This is a genomic window from Asaia sp. A2, from assembly GCF_057319415.1.
This window is the reverse complement of the sequence record NZ_JBXWTO010000020.1, coordinates 1-19,635: the sequence shown is the minus strand read 5'-3', so window position 1 is coordinate 19,635 and position 19,635 is coordinate 1. Positions and strand designations below refer to the sequence as shown.

Here is a 19,635-nt window from a genome sequence, read left to right as displayed (position 1 = left end):
TGATATCGCTCAATGGGAGGGTATCGCGCGGTGACGTAAGTCCTTCCTTATCCATGCGTCACCCGCCAGCGGGAACCAACAGGGTGAATACCCGTATATCTGGTTCCTTCTCTGTCCGGGCGAAAGGAGTTGCAGCCCAATGGCCTCTTCCGCCGTCATGTCAATCGGCCCTGAAAACAACCTTACACGGTACCTTCAGGAGATCCGTAAATTCCCCATCCTGTCGCCGCAGGAAGAAGTCGAACTTGCCCGCCGCTGGCGTGACAAGGAAGACGACGCTGCTGCCCACAAGCTCGTTACCTCGCATCTGCGCCTCGTTGCCAAGATTGCCATGGGCTATCGTGGCTATGGCCTGCCGCTGAACGAACTGATCAGCGAGGGCAATATCGGCATGATGCAGGCTGTCAAACGCTTCGATCCCGATCGCGGCTTCCGCTTGGCTACTTACGCCATGTGGTGGATCCGCGCAGCGATGCAAGAGTACATCCTGCACTCATGGTCGCTCGTGAAGATGGGCACCACCGCGTCGCAGAAGAAGCTGTTCTTCAACCTGCGTCGCCTGAAAGGCCAGATGCAGGCCATCGATGATGGTGACCTGAAACCGGAGCAGGTCGACAAGATCGCCACGACGCTTGGTGTACCCGAGCAGGACGTGGTGTCGATGAACCAGCGCCTCTCGGCCCCGGATCACAGCCTCAACGCCCCTCTCCGCAGCGATAGCGAAGGCGAGTGGCAGGACTGGCTGGTTGACGATCAGGAAAGCCAGGAGACGACGCTGGGTGAGGCGGAGGAAATGAGCGGACGTCAGGCCCTGCTGACCGAGGCCATGAAATCGCTGAACGATCGTGAGCGGCATATTCTGACCGAAAGACGCCTCAAGGACGACCCGTCGACACTTGAGGAGCTCTCACACGAATATGGCGTGTCGCGTGAGCGTATCCGCCAGATCGAGGCGCGGGCGTTCGAAAAGCTTCAGAAGGCGATGGCCGCCGAAGTTGAACTGCGTCGCAAACAGGACGAAGGAATCTCCCTGCATCATCATGTGCAGGCCTGATCCGATCCCGCCGGGTTTGCCGTCATTCTGCACTCCCGGCGACAGGGCTGTTTTTTCCTGTCCAACCTGCTCAGCGTCACGCATCACCTGAGCATCAGGTGCGATGTCTTAGTGTATCTACGTCGAGAGCACCACGCCGCCTTTTCGGCATCCTCTCGCTGGTAGCATGTCAGTCACGACAGAATCTGAATAACTGGTGTCGTCCATCGCACCCGCATTGGTCGCAGCATTTCCGACGCCACCTGACGCGGCCTGCTCCCCTCCGACCGGGCGTTATCATCACGACGGTAATAATCTGTTCCGAAGAGGGGTAAAGCCATGACGCCCGTCCACCCTGCACCCGCAAAGCGTCTCCTGCCCCGGTCTCTGCGTCTGAGTGAATTTCTTGCACTCTACGGGGGTGGCCCGCTTCTGGTGCTGGCCCTGCGTCAGCCGGGGATACTGTTCGCCGGGTTATGGATCGGTGCAATCATCGCGTGGCTGTCCATACGTGGGCGTCTCCCTGTGTCGCATGACGTGCAGCGGGAAATACGGGCCGTCTTTGTACGCTTCGGGATTCTGGGGAGCGCGCTAACAGTCCTGGCCTATTTTCTCTGGCCCACCCATTTCCTCGACCTCCCCCGACACCGACCCGGCTTCTGGCTGGTCATTATGGGCCTCTATCCCCTGCTTTCCGTCTGGCCGCAGGAAATGCTCTACCGGGGCTTCCTGTTTCATCGCTATCAGTCACTGTTCGTGACCCCAACGCGTCGGATACTGGCCAGCGCAATCACCTTTGCCTTCGCTCATGTCATCTTCCTCAACTGGATTGCCATAGCCCTCACCTTCGCTGGCGGCTTTCTGTTTGCCCGCGATTACGAGCGTCACCGCTCGTTGCGCCTCGCCTGTCTGGAACATTCCCTTTATGGCTGCCTGATCTTCACCATCGGTATGGGGCGATTTTTCTACACGGGCGCGGCCTGGCATCACGGCTGAATGACAGGGCTGCGCATGGCGGGCCGACAGGGGGTGGAAATCCTCTCGCGGGATCGCCTCCCCCCTCCGCATACCGGCTCAGCCGTGCTTCATCCTTGCCTTGACCTGCTCCTGCAGAACCACAAAGTCCCGTTCCCCGTCTCCCGCTTCGATGGAAGCCGCAAGACGGTCATGCACGATATCGGCATAAGGCAGGTCCAAGCCGAGTTCATGCCCGGCTTGCAGAAACATCTTCACGTCTTTCAGGCCCAATGTGACAGGCGCCCCCGGATAATCATAGGCGCGGTCAACCATCAGCTGACCGTAATTTCTGTGCACCGGGGCATTGCAGAAACTGTTGGTCATGATCTCGAACACCAGCGCCGGGTCTGTTCCCATCTGCTCGTTGAGCGCAAAAACTTCCGCCATCTGCTCAATGGTCGAGTAGATCATGAAGTTGAGACTGAGCTTGACGAGATTGGCCTGCACCGGGTCATTCCCCACCCGGAAAATCCGCTGGGCGAATGCTTCCATGACTGGGGCTACGCGATCCAGCACGGCATGCTCACCGGCAATCATGGCATAGAGTTTTCCAGCCTCGGCGGCAGGGGGCCGACCCAGCACATTGGCGCTGACATAATGCTGACCACGCGCCGCATGACCATCGCGCAGCCGACGCGCCTGATCGAGTGAGAGCGTGCTGCAACAGACATGAACGGCCCCGTCACGCATGGCCTGCGCGAGTCCGTCTGGTCCAAAACTGGCTTCCTGAGTCGTGGCATCGTCAAACAGCATGGAAAACACGACATCTGCCTGCCTGGCCACCTCTGCGGGTGTGTCGGCCACCACGGCGCCGCGCGCGACGAGGGCGTCGGCCTTTGAACGGGTACGATTATAGACCACCACATCATGCCCGGCCTCGAGCACTTTCATGGCCATGGCATGCCCCATGGCACCGAGTCCGATAAAACCTGTCTTCATAAGCCGTCCTCCCGGATGATCGCCTTGCGAACATGAAAGGCGAATAAGGCGAGCCTACCGGCTTATTTTCTGGCGTTCCTGCGCGTATACGCCATAAATCAGCGCATGGACGCCAGATGCAGCATGGTCCCGCGTGAGGCCGCAGCGAACAACGCCCCCTGGATTCTAGGGGGCCACATGGAACAGGGAGAGCGCCGTGAGGCCTGCCCGCATGCCCATGAACGCGGTCAGGTTTTTGGAATTGCGAATGGTGTCATGGCCTTGCGTACCCAGACGGCCCAATGGCTGATTGGTCCAGGGCAGATACTATGGCTCCCACCAAACCTGATCCACGAAGCCCGCTCCCATGGTGCGATCATGGGTTGGAGCCTTTATCTCCATCCCGAAAGATGCCAGGCCTTGCCGGCTCATCCGTTTCTGTCGCGCGGGAGCGATCTGCTCAATGCCCAGGCCGTCCGGCTTTCCCGCATGGCGCGTAGTACGTCATGGTCACAAGTCGTGGCACGACTTGCAGAAAGCTTCTGGGATGAGTTGCTCTCCCTGCCTCAGGACACGGGCGCCCTCCCCTTTCCGCAGGATGAGAGGCTCAGGCGCGTAGCGCAGGCGCTGACAGATAATCCCGCAGACCAGCGCAGCCAGCCCGACTGGGCCAGGCTGGCCACCATGTCGGAACGCTCCTTTGTCCGCCATTTCAGACAGGATACGGGGCTGCATTTTTCAGCCTGGCGACAACGCGTGCGCATTGCCCACGCCTATGAACAGCTCGGCCAGGGGGAGAGCGTGGCCAGCGCAGCCCTGAGTGCAGGATACGACAGCTTTGCCGCCTTCTCGAAAGCCTTCGCGAGTCTGACCGGTATGCGGCCTTCCATCATCAAACACCGGACGGATCTCGCCCGGCGGTGAAACGCCTCGCCTCAGTGATCAGAAGCACCGGGTTCGGCGTGGCCCGCCTGGCTTGTTGCCGGCAACGCCGTCAAACAGGCTCAGGCTGGGCAGTTTATTGCAAACCTGCCGATCAGGCTGTCAGGGCGGTCTGCTGCACCTCAATCGGCTCTCGCAGATAGATTGCGGTGTCAATCACCTCTATGCTCAATATGATCGGGTGCGTGATGGCACAAGACGCCAGGGGCAGCCATCCATAACCGTCTGTCCAGCGTGCGCCCCCCTCACCAAGATGCCATCCCGAAAGCTGCTCACCTGTCAGATGGGCTGTGACGGCAAATTGTCCCTCACAGGAAAACCCGTCAATGCCACCGATCAACACGCCCAGCCGCCGACGGTCATCGACATAAGGTCCGATACTGTCACAAGGCCGAGCAGCGCGCGACGCGATATGGACCCCTGTCGTACCGGGTGGAAGCCGGAACACATATCGCGAGCCATCACGACGCATAGGACGGATGTCACAACCCGCACCAGTCACAAGATGCAGGTCCGGCTCGCCTGTCAGATTGGCAGCGTCCTGCACGGAGGCACCACGAGCGAAACGCTCATGCAGTGCCTGCGCAAAACTACGTTCAACACAAAGCGGCAATGCGTAACGCTGTGCAGGGGGCACACCGAGCGAAACAACATTATGTGTCCCGTTGAAGACGTGCCTGTTGCCCGTATCAATGTAACTCTCGGCGGGCGTATTTTCGGCCAGGATGATCGAGTGCTCGGACAGCTCTATATGATAATATTCGTAGCTCTGTATCGAGAGGTCATATCGAATGGTCGTCCCGTTCACGAGCATACGGATGGGCAACATCTTGCCCTCAAAAGCGAAACAGTGCTCTGGCGTTACAAGCAGGTCGCGAGATGGCACACCAGGCTCGAAAGCGCTCTCCACGATGCGTACCGGATAACCCGCAAGATCGTCAGGCTGCCAGGGCTCGAACCGGTTGAACCGCCGACCAATCCATATGATCGGACGAAACACGATGTCGCCCTCGACCTTGCACGCAACACGCTCACCCACCTCGAGTTCCTCGACGAGCACCTCACCGCGCTCGGTCAGGATATGCGTACCCTTGAGGTAGCATATTTCGGTTACAGCCTTGTCCACGACCAGATAAGCGCCATCCCCCACCGATGGATCCCTGACAACCGATCCTGACATGGCCGACAGGATGCCGCCTGAACCTACCTGACCGCCGACAACGGATCCCCCCGATTGTACGAGAGTGGTGTTGTTGTCGTAACCGCTATTATAGAAGACATCATCAACCGAGCTTCCGCCCGCGGCGATGGTCACAGGGTCTGAATTGAACTGATTGCCTCTGGTCGTGCCACCCGAGTAGATATAGACACTTCCATTGGCTATGTAGGAACTGGCAAGCGTGCCGCCATTCTGCACAAAAACGTTATTACCATATCCTGAAAGACCACTGGCTGTCGCACCACTCATTACCCAGAGTACTGCGCCATTCCCTAGCGTGGCCGGAGCCTGCACAGATGAGGCACCATTTGTATAAACCGTTACCCCGCCTGAATTGACTGCGCTCCATGTCCCGTTGAGCACAGTACCCGAAGGGGTTGCCGGCGTTGCAGGAACAGTGACGGTGCCGCCAATAGGCGTGTAGGTCGCAAGATATGTGCCAGGATCTGCATTGTATCCGGAAAGATTGACCCCGGAACCGATAACTGCGGACCCCCCGGATCCGACATGCAGACCATCGATTGTGGCCCCGGTAGCAGCGCTGATCGTGGTATTGCTCGTGACATTGGCATGCGTGACAACAGCGCCACTCGCGACTTTCACGCTTTGCACAGCCAGTCCATACCACGAGTATGTATCATCTGTGGAGCGTGCGCCTGTGCTGAGGGTGACATCACACCCGTCCATCCGGTTGTCATGAAGGACGCCGCCACTGTCCACACGTACATACGAGCGTGTGATATGGGAGCTCAGGATTGTCCCACCCGCGTTGACGCTGACCGTAGGAATTGTTCCCGAGATGCAGGTCAGACCCGAGACTATCGCACCGCTACCGACGTAGAGCGTCGCCCCATTCAGGATAACAGGGTCGCTGACAGTGGTTGTCCCATTCTGGTAAACGGTCTTGCCATTCACATTGACTGCCGACCACACCCCATTCAGCACAGCGCCTGTCGAGACGACGTCACCATTCCCGAGATATCCAGAAAAGGTCATCGTACCCGACTGGAGATAACCACCATTGAGCGCCTGAAAGCCGCTTGTGGTATCCGCAGCGATCGAGGCCGAGCCGCCATTGATTGCCGTAATGTTCGAGCCGACTGCGCCGGCCTGTACCTGAAGATATCCGCCGCTCCCCACAGTAGCGCCGGTCACTGTCGCACCGTTCAGTGCATAGCTCCAGGTTGATCCGGCGCTACCCTTGACATAGGTATCGTTGATCGACTGGGCACCTGAATTCAGGGTGGTGCTAACGCCACTCAGGTTATTCCCACTCAGAACACCACCATTGGAAACGGTCAGTGTACCGCCATTCAGATCAGCGCCCCTGACAGTACCGCCAGCCTGGACCGTAATTGCCAGGGAAGCGCCCGAAAGCGACGTGACAGTAGCACCATTCATTACCGTGATCGACGTGTTGGCAGCGAAGCTTGCAGGCTGACCAACATACGTTGCCCCGCTCTGAAACATGGTCTGACCGCTGACATTCACAGCCGACCACATGCCGGACAGTATGGTTGCCATTCTGACACTCCTTGAATCTACGCGCACGACCCGAACATGGCCGGGAATTCAGTTCTGGAGAGTGCCATCCAGGCAAGCTCCTCCCTTCCACCACCCCCTGCACGCACCTGAGATCGTACCTCCTGTTGGCAGCCATTATTTGCTTCTAGCAAACCGGTAAATAGTACACTTACCGAAATAACCATGAATAACCTGGCGAACTCATTTTTTAACGGCTAATTAATTGTTTTCATTCATCATTACAAACTTGGTTTTAAGTTTTACTTTGTGTGTCTTGTTTGTTGTTAGCATAGTTTACAAATTTACGTTACAACCATACTCAGGTGGCCGAGCAAGACGAATCCTCAACTCCATGACCAGGCCAGGCTCAGAACCCATTGATTCAGGTGGGATTTTGACTCAGGTTCTGTGAGTAGATTGGGTATAGGCACCCTGTATTGGCAGACGGACGAGCATGTGGCTCGTTTGGAGCCTTTTTCAGAAAAACCCTGGCAGGCCACGCGTCAATAATCGGCAGGCGTTGAGCGGGATCATCTTCGTGAACCGCAACGGGCTGCTGCGCTGGCGGGAAACACCCCGGAAATATGCCCCCCCGACGCTCAACAATCGCCGGAAGCGCTGGGAGCCCTGCCGGGGGTTTTCGCCCGCATGATTAACGGCTGGCCGCTCACCTTCTTCATGGCAGCAGGCTCGATCAGTGATTCCAAAGATGCTCCGGCCTCGCAGGACAGTCTTTCTGCAGCGGAATGACTTTGGGCCGATTGCGGCTATGACGCCGACTGGTTCAGAAACGGATTGGAGAAAAAAGGGATCAGACCCTGCATTCCAGGCCAGAGATCCCGCACGACACCCTTGAGCTACCGCAAACGCCAATACCGGCACCGCGATCGTATCAAGATCAATTTCGGACGCCTCAAGAACTGATGCTACGTCACCACGCGCTAAGACAGACGTTCGGCCGCGTTCTTCTGCGGCGCCTGCCTCACCGCAACCGTCATGTGCGGGCCATGAGGTCTGAGCCTAGAGGAATATCGACAGAAACTGACTATGAGGCATCTGGTCGACACCACGCGCGCGCGCACTCTGCGGCAGGTGAAATGTCCAGGCTTCCTGATCAGACAGAGACCCAGCGCATCACAAGCAAACCGTTTCTGTGGAATACTGAGAAGTTTGCTGCCTTCTTGCGTGCCCGATCACGCCGCAGAATGCTTCGACAGATTTCAATCAGGCATGAATACGACAACCGACCAGAATTTCATCTGTCAGCCAGACCTTATAAGCCATGCAAAATTGGAAATTGATCGAGATGCCGGCGGCAGAGCCTGCAAGAGGCAAGGTCTGGTGTCAGGAAAGAGACCTTGCTTCTTGCGCCAGCAATCTGGGGTCGGCCTTGCGGCCCGTCGCATTAATCCTCGAAAGGATCGCGCATCAGGATGGTATCATCGCGCTCAGGACTGGTGGAAAGCAGCGTTACCGGAGCCTCAATCAGTTCCTCGATACGGCGAATATACTTGATGGCCGCCGCGGGCAGATCAGCCCAGCTACGCGCACCGAAGGTCGTTTCCTGCCAGCCCGGCATGGATTCCAGAACGGGCTTCAGCCTTGCCTGAGCAGCAGGGCTGGACGGGAAGGAGGTGATCACCTTGCCATCAAGCTCGTAACCCACACAGATCTTCACTTCCTCGAAGCCGTCCAGAACATCGAGCTTGGTCAGGGCGATACCACTCACCCCGCCAACGCGGGCTGCGCGACGAACGAGCACGGCATCGAACCAGCCACAACGACGGGCACGCCCGGTGACCGTGCCAAATTCACGACCGCGTTCGCCGAGATCCTGCCCGACCTGATCGAACAGCTCGGACGGGAACGGCCCCTCGCCCACACGGGTGGTGTAAGCCTTGGCAATGCCGAGCACGAAACCCACCGTGCCGGGGCCGACACCACTACCACTGGCCGCGACAGCCGCAACCGTGTTGGAGCTGGTCACGAATGGATAGGTGCCGTGATCGACATCAAGCATGACAGCCTGCGCCCCTTCAAACAGGATACGACGGCCTGCACGACGGGCCTCGTCCAGACGCTCCCAGACCGAACAGGCGAAGGGCAGCACGCGTGGGGCCAGCTTCGCCAGATGATCCAGGATTTCCTGCTTTGTGAAAGTCGGCGCACCGAGACCAGCAAGAAGCGTGTTGTGATGAAGCAGCAGCTCATCCAGCTTCCAGTCCAGCGTCTCGGGCTCGGACAGGTCACACAGGCGGATGGCACGACGGGCCACCTTGTCCTCATAGGCCGGGCCGATACCGCGCCCTGTGGTTCCGATCTTGCGGTCGCCGCGTGCGGCTTCACGCGCACGGTCGGTCGCAACATGCAGCGGCAGGATGAGCGGCACGTTGTCAGCCACCCAGAGGGTCTCGGGATTGACCACCAGCCCCTGCGCGGACACACGGTCGATTTCAGCAAGCAGCGCTTCAGGATCGACCACCACGCCATTGCCGATCACGCCGGTCTTGCCGCGCACGAGGCCGGAAGGCAGCAGGGAGAGCTTGTAGACCTGATCGCCCACCACCAGCGTATGACCGGCATTGTGACCGCCCTGGAAGCGGACGACGATATCCGCACGGCTGGCCAGCCAGTCCACGATCTTTCCCTTGCCTTCGTCACCCCACTGGGTGCCGATGACGGTGACGTTGGACATGCTCTTTTCCTTTTACAGCGTGATGAGTTCGTCAGCGACGAAAACAAAGGGGCAGTTCAGACGACGCGCTTCAGCAGCCAGATCCTCGACGCTGTCGAGACCGGCAACCGTGGCATAGCCCTCCCTGCGCAGTCGTGCCGCTCCCTCGGAATCCTGCGATTCCGGTGCGATATAAACGCGCGGACGCAGCGTGATCGGTCGGGCCGCCCGCAGCAGGACCTCAGGGCGGAATGTCAGACCGCAGGCTGGCTCCTCACCCTGCGCCTGATAACGCCCGCCACGGCCCAGCTCTTCGCGCTGGCTCCGGGCAAACACGGTCATGCAGACTCCGGTGTGATACTGCCAGCCCCGAAATTCAGCCGGGTCGACGGTCAGGCGCAGCCCCGGTGCACGGGCATGAATGGCGCGTACTACAGCCATCAGACGCTCGGCATGGACCCTGATTTCGGGCGGCAATTCGAGCTTTTCCAGAATAGCCAGCGCCGCATCGGACGGGCCGCAGGCTTCGACCAGTGCCGTCAGCACGGCAGCGACAGGGCCGCCCAGCTCGGCAACAGCGGCCATATCCTTGCGATCAAGCGCATGAACAAGGGCGGCACGCCGTGTGCCGGTATAGCCTGAAAGCCGGACAAGCGCCTGAACAAGGGCGGGACAGGAAAGATCGAAGGAGTAATCCGCAATACCCAGCCGTTCCAGCGCCTCGGCCGCAATCAGCACGATCTCGCAATCGGCCTCGACAGAGTCCACGCCGATCAGCTCGATCCCAGCCTGGCTGATCTGGCGTTCACCCTCTCGCCCGGGCGTGCCAACCAGAATACAGGCCCCAGCATAGGACAGACGCAGCGGGCGCGGCGTTCCGGCAAGGCGTGTGGCCGCAATGCGGGCAATCTGGGTCGTCATGTCAGGGCGCAGGGCCATCATGCGACGGGACTCTGGGTCCATCAGGCGAAAGCTCTGCTCCTCAAGCGCCTGACCGGCACCATGAAGCAGGGATGTCTCGAATTCGAGCAAAGGCGGTCTGACGCGCTCATAGCCATGAGCGGCAAACACATCCATCACGGATTCAATACCCTGCGCCTCGGCCTCGGCCTCGTGTTGAAGAAGGTCGATAAACCCCGAGGGCAAGAGAGCGGTATCGGGCTCGTCAGTCATTTTCATGCGGCGTATTCCATGCTGACCGTCTCATAGGCCCAGTCGAGCCACGGTAGAAGAGCCTCGATATCGGCGGCGTCGATCGTGGCGCCCCCCCATATGCGCAGCCCCGGCGGTGCATCACGATAGGAAGCAAGATCAAAGCCTGCACCAGCTTCAGCTACGAGGCCCGTCAGCGTCTTGACGATCTTGTGCTGGGCTTCGACCGGTTGTGCGGCAAACCAGGGCGCGACAATACGCAGGCAGATGGAGGTGCTGGAACGCTGCGCCGGATCAGCTGCCAGGAACGCCACCCAGTCGGTGCGCTCGACCCATGCCGATACGATATCGAGATTGGCACGCGAGCGGGCCTTGAGCGCCTGCAACCCACCTATGGACTGAGCCCATTTAAGGCTGTCAAGCGCATCCTCGACGCAAAGCATGGAGGGCGTATTGATGGTGTCGCCCGAGAAAATGGCGTCGATCAGCCCCTTGCTGTTGGTCAGGCGAAAGATCTTGGGCAGCGCACGGGGCGTTGCGGCCTCGAGACGGGCTACCGCACGGGGGCTGAGCGCCACCATGCCATGCGCGGCCTCACCACCAAGGGCCTTCTGCCACGACCATGTCACCACATCCAGCCGATCCCAGGGCAGATCCATGGCAAACGCCGCCGAGGTGGCATCGCAGATGACCAGCCCCTCATGCACTGCCGGAACAGCCTCGCACCCCGGCAGGCAGACACCCGAGGTCGTGCCATTCCAGGTCAGCACCACATCATGCGACCAGTCGATGCGCGTCAGGTCGGGCAGTTCCCCGTAAGGGGCCTCATGTACGACAAGATCATCAAGTTTGAGCACATCGCGCAGGTCCTGCGCCCAAAGACCCGAAAAGCTCTCGAAAGACAGCACCTCGATCGGCCTTTCGCCCGCCAGCGCCCAGAGGATCATTTCCACCGCACCGGTATCAGAAGCCGGCACGATACCGATCTTCCAGTCTGACGGTGCACCCAGCACCTCATGCGAGCGGTCAATGACGTCCTTGAGCCGTGCACGCCCTTCCGGAGCACGATGGGACCGGCCGAGCAGAGCGCCATCAAGCCCGCTCAGCGTCCAGCCCGGACGTTTCGCGCAGGGGCCCGATGAGAAGAAAGGACGGGCGGGTTTTCTGTCAGGGCGTTGGGGCATGATCGGTCCGGTAAACTGGCAGGCAGGCAAACTGAAAGAAAGTTTGCGAGATATGCCGGACCCGGACAGCAGGGCGCAAGTCACGGCCCGGTCAATAGCCTGTTTTCAGCCTGTTTTCGGTGAAAAATCTGGTACGAGAGGGGGGATTCGAACCCCCATGCCTTGCGGCGGTCGATTTTGAGCCGACTACGTCTACCGTTCCGTCACTCTCGCCCGATGGCCGGATTGTTAGCGAGTATCCGGACAAAAGGCAATCTATACCCTGCTCCTTGCTGCCTGTCCCTGCAACGCATCAGGCCAGCCGTGGAGGAATGGGCAGTCACGGAACGAGCGATTGCCCCTCAGACAGCAGACGGGCAAAGTCGCTCGATGCGACTGGGGGAGAAAAAAGATAACCCTGACCGATCCTGCAGCCGATACGCTGGAGAATGACCAACTGATCCGTCGTTTCAATGCCCTCGGCCACAACCTCGACTGATACGGCCTCTCCAAACCGGACAATTGCCTCCACGATGACTTCCATTGATGGTTCTGTGCAGATCTGACGAACGAAACTGCGATCGATCTTGATCGATGAAATTGGAAAATCGCGCAGAAAGCTGAGCGAGGAATAGCCTGTCCCGAAATCATCCAGCGTGATGCGCATGCCTGCCCGGCGCAGGACTGTCAGGGCACGGCGAAGATAATGCTCGCTGTTCTGATAGAGAACGTGCTCGGTGAGTTCGAGCTCGATCAGCCGGGCCGAGAGACCGAACCTGTCCAGACGGGCAAGCAGTTTCTCGGCATAGTCATCCTGCATGAACTCGACAGGGGCGACATTGATCGAGATATGAGGCGGTTCGAGGCCTGTGCGGTGCCACAGGGCAATATCCTGAAAGACCCGCTCCTGCACCCTCGCGGATACACGTGTCGCCAGATCGTATGAGCGGAAAATTTCCGGAAAAGCTTCAGGCCCACAATCCACCATCCCGTCACGATACCAGCGCATCAGGGCCTCCGCGCCGACGATGTGGCCGTCAGTCAAGCTGACCTTTGCCTGATACGCTGGGTAGATCAGATCATCACGCAACATACCACGGATTAGATTGGACTGGGCTGTCACGCCCTCGCCCAGTCTGATCATGGAGGGGTCGAACAGCCTGTACCCGCCGCGACCACGGGCCTTCACATCATTGACTGCAAGCAGAGCGTGATGCTGAAGGCGCCCAAGGGTGTCACCATCACGCGGATAGAGCGATGCGCCGATACTGAGCCCGAAGGTGATCTGCTGCGTACCGATGCGCACAGGCAGATCAACGAAACTCAGGAGCGCCTGGGCATGAGCCGCCAGAGCCGCGGCATCGACACTGCCCGTCACGAAAACCGAGAATTCGTCGTCGCCGCTGCGGGTGATCAGCCCCTCACCCGCCGTCAGCAAGGTCAGACGATCGGCGACAAGCCTGAGGATGATATCGCCTATATCACGGCCATAGAGGTCATTCAGATCACCCAGGTAATCGATATCGACCAGCAGAAAGCCCAGATTTGCCCCTGTACCCGCCGCACCCTCGAAGTGTCTGCTTGCCTCTCGTTCAAAATCACCCCAGGTGGGCAGGCCGGTCAGGGAGTCATACATCGCCCCTTCATGTGATCCTTCCAGGAGGGAAGCGGCCTTAAAGTCGTCAGTCGAATTCTTTCCGGCCTCGCCTCCCGGGGGGGAGCGTCTCAGCTGGTGCGTTACTGTTGCCCGACGCTGCGCTTCCAGAACATCAGGAGGGGAAAGGGGAAGGGAAAGCCCGGCGACACCAGAACCCGATCCGTTACCCAACGGGGAAAGAGCTTTTCTCACGATCGATACCTGTGAGTGAGACGAGCCTCCTGAGCCAGACTCAGCCCCCCGGGTCGATAAGGCACTGAGCAGAGGAAAATCCGCTTCGGGATGCCCGAACAGGATCCATCCCCCCCCCGTCATTCGTACCCAGCTTCTGCCAATGCAGATCGGTCTGTACCGGGGCGCCATCATGATGCCGAAGCGTAACATGGCGCTGCACGCAATATTCCATCGAGTCCGGGCAACGGCAGGGGAGTGATTGCTCCGATCGGTCGATCAGATCGGTCCAAAGGAAGGGGGCAGTCCGCAGACCAAGCCCGGAGAAATGGGTCCAGTTCCTGTTGAGATAGGACACCCGCCCATCCGGATCAACGTGGCAGGCCAGAAGCGGCAGCCAGTCAAGGACATGACCGCCCGGTCGGACATGGGCGTTTGATGTCAGCTCCTTCATGCGTCGCCCACGATGACGTGCAAACCATCGTGCGAGCTGCGTCCCGCGCAGAAACTGACCGTCTGCCATTGCGTACGTGCGATGCAACAGGAACGACTGTGCTCGATAATGGATGCGGTCATCGGAGTATCACGCCTTGAATCGACACCAAACGCGCAGCGACAGGCTGAGGTTTGCCCCGTCGCTGCAGGATAGAATTCAAGTAGATCAGCCTTCCAGGCCGCACATGATAGAAATATTTTGTAACGCCGCCCCCGCGGCCCCCTTGCCGAGATTATCCAGACGCGCCGTCATCACGACGTGACGCCAGGTTTCGCTGCCATGAACACGCAATTCCATATTGTCCTGATCCGCGAGGGACGCGGCATCGAGACGGGCGATATCCGCTGACTCGACACTGATATGGCGAGACACGGCATAGTAACTGCGCAGGCACGTCTCTATATCGGAGATACGCACATAACCCGGCAGATCTGCCAGCTGCAGCGGAATGGAGACAATCATGCCCTGCGCGAAATGCCCGATGGACGGTACGAAAAGCGGGCGCCGGGTCAGACCAGCATAATGCATGATTTCAGGCACATGCTTGTGCTCAAGGCCCAGGCCGTAGAGCTCGAAAGCGGGTCCACCATTTTTCTCATGGGCTTCGATCTCGGTGCGCCCCCCCCCGCTATATCCACTCACAGCATTGATCGTTATCGGATGATCTGCAGGCATCAGCCCCGCATCGATCAGGGGGCGCAGTAAGGCGATTGCCCCGGTAGGGTAACAGCCCGGATTCGCCACTTGCCGGGCCGAGGCGATACGCGAGGCCTGCCCGGCATTCAGTTCCGGAAAGCCATATTCCCAATGAGGCGCAATGCGATGCGCGGTACTGGCATCGAGAATCCGGACATTGCCGAGGTCCGCTGCCAGGGCAACAGTCTCGCGCGCAGCATCATCGGGCAGACAGAGAATCACAAGGTCGGCATTCTGCATCATTTCCAGTCGTGCCTGCGGGTCCTTGCGTTTGGCAGGATCGATCGAGAGAACCTCGACAGGCAGGCCACGCAGGCGATCCCTGATGCCCAGCCCTGTCGTCCCAGCTTCACCGTCGATGAAGACCCGTGTCATCAATTCGTTCCCTCACTAAAATATTCCATCTGGACGAAGTAAGCATTTACATGGCTTTCTCCAACATATGATGGAAAAAGATAATCTTTCACACCATGTAATTTCTCGCGAGGGTGAGCCGCCTCTTCTCCATGGCGGCAAGCTGAAGGATCGACATATTGCCATGATCGCCCTGGGTGGCGTGATTGGTGCCGGGCTGTTCATAGGCAGTTCAGCTGCTATTGCCGCAGCAGGCCCGGCAATTCTTCTGACCTATATCGGCACAGGTCTCCTCGTCGTCATCGTCATTCGCATGCTGGGCGAGATGCTGCTCGCCAGACCCGGCATCGGGACCTTCATCGATTGTATCCGAACGGCACATGGTAACTGGGCAGGCTTTCTGTCGGGCTGGCTGTACTGGCTGTTCTGGGTCGTTACAATCGGGGCCGAAGCGATTGGTGGCGCTATTGCCATGCAGGACTGGCTTGCGCTGCCTGTCTGGGTTCTGGCGCCTACCCTCATCATTGCCGTCAATCTGATCAATCTCGTTTCGGTGCGTGTTTTCGGCGAATGCGAATTCTGGCTTTCGCTCATCAAGGTGGCGACCATTATCGCCTTCTGTGCCCTCGGGCTGCTCAGCCTGAGCCATTTCATCGGTCCGCACCCGCGCGTTACCCACAACGTCTTCAGTCATGACGGACTCTTCCCGCATGGATGGGGTGCCATTCTGGCGACCGTACCTACCGTGCTTTTTTCGATGATCGGGTCAGAATCAGCCACGGTAGCCGCAGCTGAATCCGAAAATGCCGAGGAAAATCTGGCACGTGTCACACGCACAATCGGGGTGCGTGTGACGTTGTTCTACATCCTGTCGGTCATCCTGATCCTGACTCTTGTCCCGTGGACGGCCATCGAGCCAGGCTATTCACCGTTCGTCACCGTCATGCGCCATATTGGCGTGCCGGGTGCCGCAACCCTGATGCAGATCGTCGTCTTCACCGCCATTCTATCCTGTCTGAATTCGAGCATCTACATCACATCACGTACCTTGCGCGGCCTGGCCGAACTCAATGATGCGCCTGCCGCATTTGCGGCCCTCTCAAAAACCGGCGTACCCCAGCGGGCCGTGACTTTTTCCAGCGTCATTGGCCTCGCTGTGGCTTTCTGCTCGATCCTGTCACCGAAACTGATCTTTGCCTTTCTTCTGGGCGCAACAGGTGCGGTCATGCTGCTCATCTATGGGCTCATCGTCTCATCGCACCGCATCCTTCGCCTTGAGGACCCAGCAAACCGGGCCTTCAACCTGCCTTTCGGCTCGGCACTCAATCTCGGCACGCTGGGCGCCATCGGGCTTGTTGTCCTCGCCATGCTAGCCCAGGCGGCACAACGCGAGACCATTCTCGCCAGCCTTGTAAGCGTCGCAGCAATCCTGGGGCTCTATGTCTTGTGCAGGCGGGGTAGATAAGACAAGCTTCGGACTTCTGGCGCAGGACCATGAGGGCGTATGGGGCCCCATTCTGCGCTTTGGTTTCTTTGACAGGACGATGACCATGAAGGTTTCCCCTCTGCGACGTGGTGCCTTCAGGGCATCGATGATTATGCTGGGATGTGCATTGGCTCCGGGTGCGCCGATTTTCCACTCTCTCTGCCCGACCGGTACGGCTTTTGCTGCCGACACAGCGAACCGGGGGCAGTCTGCACTGCCGGCGCCCGATGCAGGCCTCCTTGCCTCTCCGGCACGTCCAGACACTGACCGCGCCCGCGATGTGCAGCGCAAACCGCTCGAATTGCTGGCGCTTGTCCCCTTGCCCAGGGGAGCCGCTGTTGCCGACCTCATGCCGGGCAGCGGTTACTTCACGCGTTTGCTAAGCCTTGAGATCGGCGCGACAGGCCATGTCTTCGCCGTCATTCCGGCTGAAATGGCGGCACGTCATCCGCAATTGTCCCAGACAGCACGGGCCATTACGGCCAATCCCGCGTTCAGGAATGTCTCGGTGGTTGTCACGCCGATCATTGACTTTCATGTCTCGCAACCCCTCGACCTCGTCTGGACCTCGCAGAACTATCATGACGTCTATGGCGGCATGGGTCCGGAAACAGCACTCCGCATGGATCAGGCCATTTTCCAGGCGCTCCGCCCGGGTGGATATTATGTCGTGATCGACCATGTCGCCCTGACCGGTACCGGCACGATTGCTCCGACGACACTGCATCGGATTGATCCCGCCCTGATCATGAAGCAGGCCGAAACCGCCGGCTTCCGCCTCGTCTCAAGCAGTTCTGTCCTGCGTAACCCAGCCGATGACCACACCCTCCCTGTTTTCGACAAGGCCATTCGTGGTCATACAGATCAGATCACCCTGATCTTCCGGAAACCATCAGCCAAGGGTGATGGAAACTGAGCAAAGCGGGGCCTATGCTCCGGTAAGCCACCTCACCGGACTGGAGCCCTCTTTTGAACACCCCCACCCCAACCGACCAGCCAGACAGCCGGACAGCCGCGGCGCAGCTCGATCGTTTGATCACCATCATGGAACGACTGCGCGATCCGCAGACCGGCTGCGCCTGGGACAGGGTACAGACCCATGAGACGATTGCTCCCTTCGCCATAGAAGAAGCCTATGAAGTGATGGACACGATCGCCCGCGAGGACTGGGAGGCACTGCCAGACGAGCTGGGCGATCTGCTGCTTCAGGTGGTTTACCAGGCGCGCATCGCCCAGGAGGCAGGGCGTTTCGATTTTGCCGATGTCGCACGGCTGATCAGTGACAAGATGGTGCGTCGTCATCCCCATGTATTTGCCGAGCAGACATCCGACCCCGATCTGTGGGAGCGCAACAAGCAGGCTGAGCGTGACGCCAAGGCCGAATACGGAGTACTGGCGGGTATCGCCCCCGCCCTGCCCGCTTTGATTCGCGCCGAAAAACTGGGCAAACGCGCGGCACGGGTCGGTTTTGACTGGGACAGGCCGGAGCAGGTTCTCGAAAAGATCGAGGAAGAACTCGACGAGGTCAGGGCCGAACTTGCCGAGGGTGACAAGGCCCGCCTTGAGGACGAGATTGGCGATGTGCTGTTTACTGTCGCCAGTCTGGCACGCAAACTCGGGCTCGACCCCGAAGCCTGCCTGCGGCACGGCAATGCCAAATTCACGCGCCGCATCGAGACCATGGAGCTGGTTCTGGCAGAGTCCGGCAACACGCTGGCCGAACTCGACCTGCCCGCTCAGGAGGCATTATGGGATGCGGTCAAGATCCGTCTTGCCGCATCGCCGACAACTTGAACACCAGGTTCATCCTGCCCCATTTCCTGCTTACCCGTTGATCACGCAGTCATCGGGACGACGACTTCATGACCTCCCCCGAAGACAGCAGGAACCATCAAATGGTGGTTCCATCGCACCGTGATTGCTCCGACACGACACCGCACACTGCCATCGTGTTCACTATCATCCCGCCACGCCTGAAGCAGGCAAGGTGACCAGTAGCGAGATCATGTGCCAGGGTGCCCCTCTGGCAGGATTTGCGCGAAGAAAGATCCCATCCACAAAACCTGTTTCATGACGCGCCTATCGTAATGACATCAACAGTTATCAGGTACATTGCCATCAGAACGATCATGGCCAGCACCATTGTCATTAACGATCAATAACGATTGACACTCTATTTAGAAAAATTAACGGACATAGCGTTATCGTGTTCGCGAAATAAAACGTTTTATTGACGAATCATCTACTGCATGAAAAAAGCGCCCACATCGCCTGAGGACATGCGCTTGAGACGACGCAGGGCATGTCTCATCCGGGTACGGGTAATTACCGCTGATAGAATGTTGTTAACAGTCATCTGTTACAACGAAATTTTTCTTGTACTGATAGTGAGAATAACATGACACACGATGGTATCAATAATATTTGCAGATACCTATCGCGCTGGACCAAATCCAAAATTCCGGCAGAATCCCTCTCATGTGCCTTGGTGTTTGCGATGGGGTTATTCTCGTTGTGTCAGCCAAGGCAATGCCATGCCCAGAGCACAACCTATAACGGAACCATCAAGGCTACATTGCAACTGACATCAGCGTGCCAGATCGGTGGAACGGCGCTGACGGGCACCACCGATTTCGGGGTGCTGGCCTTTGATACACAGACGACATTTTTCGATCATGTGGACAAGCAGGTTTTCCCCAGCGGGGGCGATGTCATCACCATGACCTGCTCACCGGATGTCACACCATCTCTCACAGTGACGGGTGGTACCAATGATGCCCAGAAAACCGAAGCTCACAATCACGCTCTTGCCAACGGCACGTCCTATATTGCCTATGATCTGTATAAGGATGCGTCTCTCAGCACCGTTGTGCAAAACAACACCCCCATCTCGCTGACGCCCAACGGCAACAACTACACGATCAACCTGTTTGGGCGCGCGTTCGGCAGCGGGTCTACCTCGACCCTGCGAGCAGGCTCCTATTCTGACACAATCAACATAACCATCTGGAGAGATCGAAGAACCGTTGGTTGATGGAGCTGGCTGGTGATTTAGTGCTTTGTCATTCTGACTGACGGCTCCTGGGGTGACTTTTGGTCTGCGCTTTGGGCAGATCGGGCGCTGTTTCCTCCG

At 58.6% G+C, this 19,635-nt stretch carries 15 protein-coding genes, 1 tRNA gene and 1 pseudogene; 8 read left to right on the top strand and 9 right to left on the bottom strand.

Annotated features, from left to right (window positions below):
- The first annotated feature begins 139 nt into the window (after positions 1-139).
- Positions 140-1,054 carry an RNA polymerase sigma factor RpoH gene (gene rpoH / locus ACWNRM_RS13500; RefSeq protein ID WP_309679054.1) on the top strand — a complete coding sequence of 305 codons (915 nt, stop codon included), beginning with the start codon at positions 140-142 and terminating at the stop codon, positions 1,052-1,054.
- 318 nt (positions 1,055-1,372) lie between these two features.
- Positions 1,373-2,029 (top strand): CPBP family intramembrane glutamic endopeptidase, encoded by a 657-nt coding sequence (locus tag ACWNRM_RS13495; RefSeq protein ID WP_485171263.1) that lies wholly within the window; start codon positions 1,373-1,375, stop codon positions 2,027-2,029.
- Between the two features lie 78 nt (positions 2,030-2,107).
- On the opposite strand, the gene ACWNRM_RS13490 is transcribed toward ACWNRM_RS13495, so the two are convergent.
- Positions 2,108-2,989, bottom strand: coding sequence for an NAD(P)-dependent oxidoreductase (locus ACWNRM_RS13490; RefSeq protein WP_485171264.1), 882 nt, complete (start codon positions 2,987-2,989; stop codon positions 2,108-2,110).
- Positions 2,990-3,112: 123 nt separating this feature from the next.
- Between ACWNRM_RS13490 and ACWNRM_RS13485 the strand changes: the two genes are divergently transcribed.
- On the top strand, positions 3,113-3,892 hold the full coding sequence (locus tag ACWNRM_RS13485; protein WP_485172235.1) for an AraC family transcriptional regulator: 780 nt from the start codon (positions 3,113-3,115) through the stop codon (positions 3,890-3,892).
- 112 nt (positions 3,893-4,004) lie between these two features.
- Here ACWNRM_RS13485 and ACWNRM_RS13480 read toward each other — a convergent pair whose 3' ends face one another.
- Entirely contained in the window at positions 4,005-6,653 is a 2,649-nt protein-coding gene (locus tag ACWNRM_RS13480; protein ID WP_485171266.1) for a Hint domain-containing protein, read from the bottom strand.
- A gap of 465 nt (positions 6,654-7,118) precedes the next feature.
- Here ACWNRM_RS13480 and ACWNRM_RS13475 point away from each other — a divergent pair.
- A pseudogene (locus ACWNRM_RS13475) lies at positions 7,119-7,574 on the top strand (transposase); the annotation flags it as partial.
- Between the two features lie 484 nt (positions 7,575-8,058).
- Here ACWNRM_RS13475 and ACWNRM_RS13470 read toward each other — a convergent pair.
- The 7 genes from ACWNRM_RS13470 to argC all read right to left on the bottom strand — a co-directional run bounded on the left by ACWNRM_RS13470 (position 8,059) and on the right by argC (position 15,037).
- Positions 8,059-9,348 (bottom strand): adenylosuccinate synthase, encoded by a 1,290-nt coding sequence (locus ACWNRM_RS13470; protein ID WP_023979133.1) that lies wholly within the window; start codon positions 9,346-9,348, stop codon positions 8,059-8,061.
- Between the two features lie 12 nt (positions 9,349-9,360).
- Positions 9,361-10,500 carry an ATP phosphoribosyltransferase regulatory subunit gene (locus tag ACWNRM_RS13465; protein ID WP_485171276.1) on the bottom strand — a complete coding sequence of 380 codons (1,140 nt, stop codon included), beginning with the start codon at positions 10,498-10,500 and terminating at the stop codon, positions 9,361-9,363.
- Between the two features lie 2 nt (positions 10,501-10,502).
- Positions 10,503-11,663 (bottom strand): phosphoserine transaminase, encoded by a 1,161-nt coding sequence (locus ACWNRM_RS13460; protein ID WP_485171267.1) that lies wholly within the window; start codon positions 11,661-11,663, stop codon positions 10,503-10,505.
- A 129-nt stretch (positions 11,664-11,792) separates the two neighbouring features.
- Positions 11,793-11,876: transfer RNA gene (locus tag ACWNRM_RS13455), tRNA-Leu, on the bottom strand.
- A gap of 106 nt (positions 11,877-11,982) precedes the next feature.
- Positions 11,983-13,278, bottom strand: a complete 1,296-nt coding sequence (locus ACWNRM_RS13450; protein ID WP_485171268.1) for a putative bifunctional diguanylate cyclase/phosphodiesterase — start codon at positions 13,276-13,278, stop codon at positions 11,983-11,985.
- A 253-nt stretch (positions 13,279-13,531) separates the two neighbouring features.
- Positions 13,532-13,993, bottom strand: a complete 462-nt coding sequence (locus ACWNRM_RS13445; RefSeq protein WP_485171269.1) for a hypothetical protein — start codon at positions 13,991-13,993, stop codon at positions 13,532-13,534.
- Positions 13,994-14,131: 138 nt separating this feature from the next.
- A complete protein-coding gene (gene argC / locus ACWNRM_RS13440; protein ID WP_485171270.1) occupies positions 14,132-15,037 on the bottom strand; it encodes an N-acetyl-gamma-glutamyl-phosphate reductase in 906 nt (301 codons plus the stop codon).
- 67 nt (positions 15,038-15,104) lie between these two features.
- Between argC and ACWNRM_RS13435 the strand changes: the two genes are divergently transcribed.
- The 4 genes from ACWNRM_RS13435 to ACWNRM_RS13420 all read left to right on the top strand — a co-directional run bounded on the left by ACWNRM_RS13435 (position 15,105) and on the right by ACWNRM_RS13420 (position 19,536).
- Positions 15,105-16,481 (top strand): amino acid permease, encoded by a 1,377-nt coding sequence (locus ACWNRM_RS13435; RefSeq protein ID WP_485171271.1) that lies wholly within the window; start codon positions 15,105-15,107, stop codon positions 16,479-16,481.
- Between the two features lie 85 nt (positions 16,482-16,566).
- Positions 16,567-17,418, top strand: coding sequence for a class I SAM-dependent methyltransferase (locus ACWNRM_RS13430; protein WP_485171272.1), 852 nt, complete (start codon positions 16,567-16,569; stop codon positions 17,416-17,418).
- 53 nt (positions 17,419-17,471) lie between these two features.
- Positions 17,472-18,296 carry a nucleoside triphosphate pyrophosphohydrolase gene (gene mazG, locus ACWNRM_RS13425; protein WP_485171273.1) on the top strand — a complete coding sequence of 275 codons (825 nt, stop codon included), beginning with the start codon at positions 17,472-17,474 and terminating at the stop codon, positions 18,294-18,296.
- A gap of 604 nt (positions 18,297-18,900) precedes the next feature.
- Entirely contained in the window at positions 18,901-19,536 is a 636-nt protein-coding gene (locus tag ACWNRM_RS13420) for a Csu type fimbrial protein (RefSeq protein WP_485172234.1), read from the top strand.
- Positions 19,537-19,635 lie beyond the last annotated feature (99 nt).

Coding starts and splice junctions, on each gene's coding strand:
- rpoH (WP_309679054.1), top strand. CDS start 140: ATGGCCTCTTCCGCCGTCATGTCAATCGGCCCTGAAAACAACCTTACA.
- ACWNRM_RS13495 (WP_485171263.1), top strand. CDS start 1,373: ATGACGCCCGTCCACCCTGCACCCGCAAAGCGTCTCCTGCCCCGGTCT.
- ACWNRM_RS13490 (WP_485171264.1), bottom strand. CDS start 2,989: ATGAAGACAGGTTTTATCGGACTCGGTGCCATGGGGCATGCCATGGCC.
- ACWNRM_RS13485 (WP_485172235.1), top strand. CDS start 3,113: ATGGTCCCGCGTGAGGCCGCAGCGAACAACGCCCCCTGGATTCTAGGG.
- ACWNRM_RS13480 (WP_485171266.1), bottom strand. CDS start 6,653: ATGGCAACCATACTGTCCGGCATGTGGTCGGCTGTGAATGTCAGCGGT.
- ACWNRM_RS13470 (WP_023979133.1), bottom strand. CDS start 9,348: ATGTCCAACGTCACCGTCATCGGCACCCAGTGGGGTGACGAAGGCAAG.
- ACWNRM_RS13465 (WP_485171276.1), bottom strand. CDS start 10,500: ATGACTGACGAGCCCGATACCGCTCTCTTGCCCTCGGGGTTTATCGAC.
- ACWNRM_RS13460 (WP_485171267.1), bottom strand. CDS start 11,663: ATGCCCCAACGCCCTGACAGAAAACCCGCCCGTCCTTTCTTCTCATCG.
- ACWNRM_RS13450 (WP_485171268.1), bottom strand. CDS start 13,278: ATGTATGACTCCCTGACCGGCCTGCCCACCTGGGGTGATTTTGAACGA.
- ACWNRM_RS13445 (WP_485171269.1), bottom strand. CDS start 13,993: ATGGCAGACGGTCAGTTTCTGCGCGGGACGCAGCTCGCACGATGGTTT.
- argC (WP_485171270.1), bottom strand. CDS start 15,037: ATGACACGGGTCTTCATCGACGGTGAAGCTGGGACGACAGGGCTGGGC.
- ACWNRM_RS13435 (WP_485171271.1), top strand. CDS start 15,105: ATGATGGAAAAAGATAATCTTTCACACCATGTAATTTCTCGCGAGGGT.
- ACWNRM_RS13430 (WP_485171272.1), top strand. CDS start 16,567: ATGAAGGTTTCCCCTCTGCGACGTGGTGCCTTCAGGGCATCGATGATT.
- ACWNRM_RS13420 (WP_485172234.1), top strand. CDS start 18,901: ATGACACACGATGGTATCAATAATATTTGCAGATACCTATCGCGCTGG.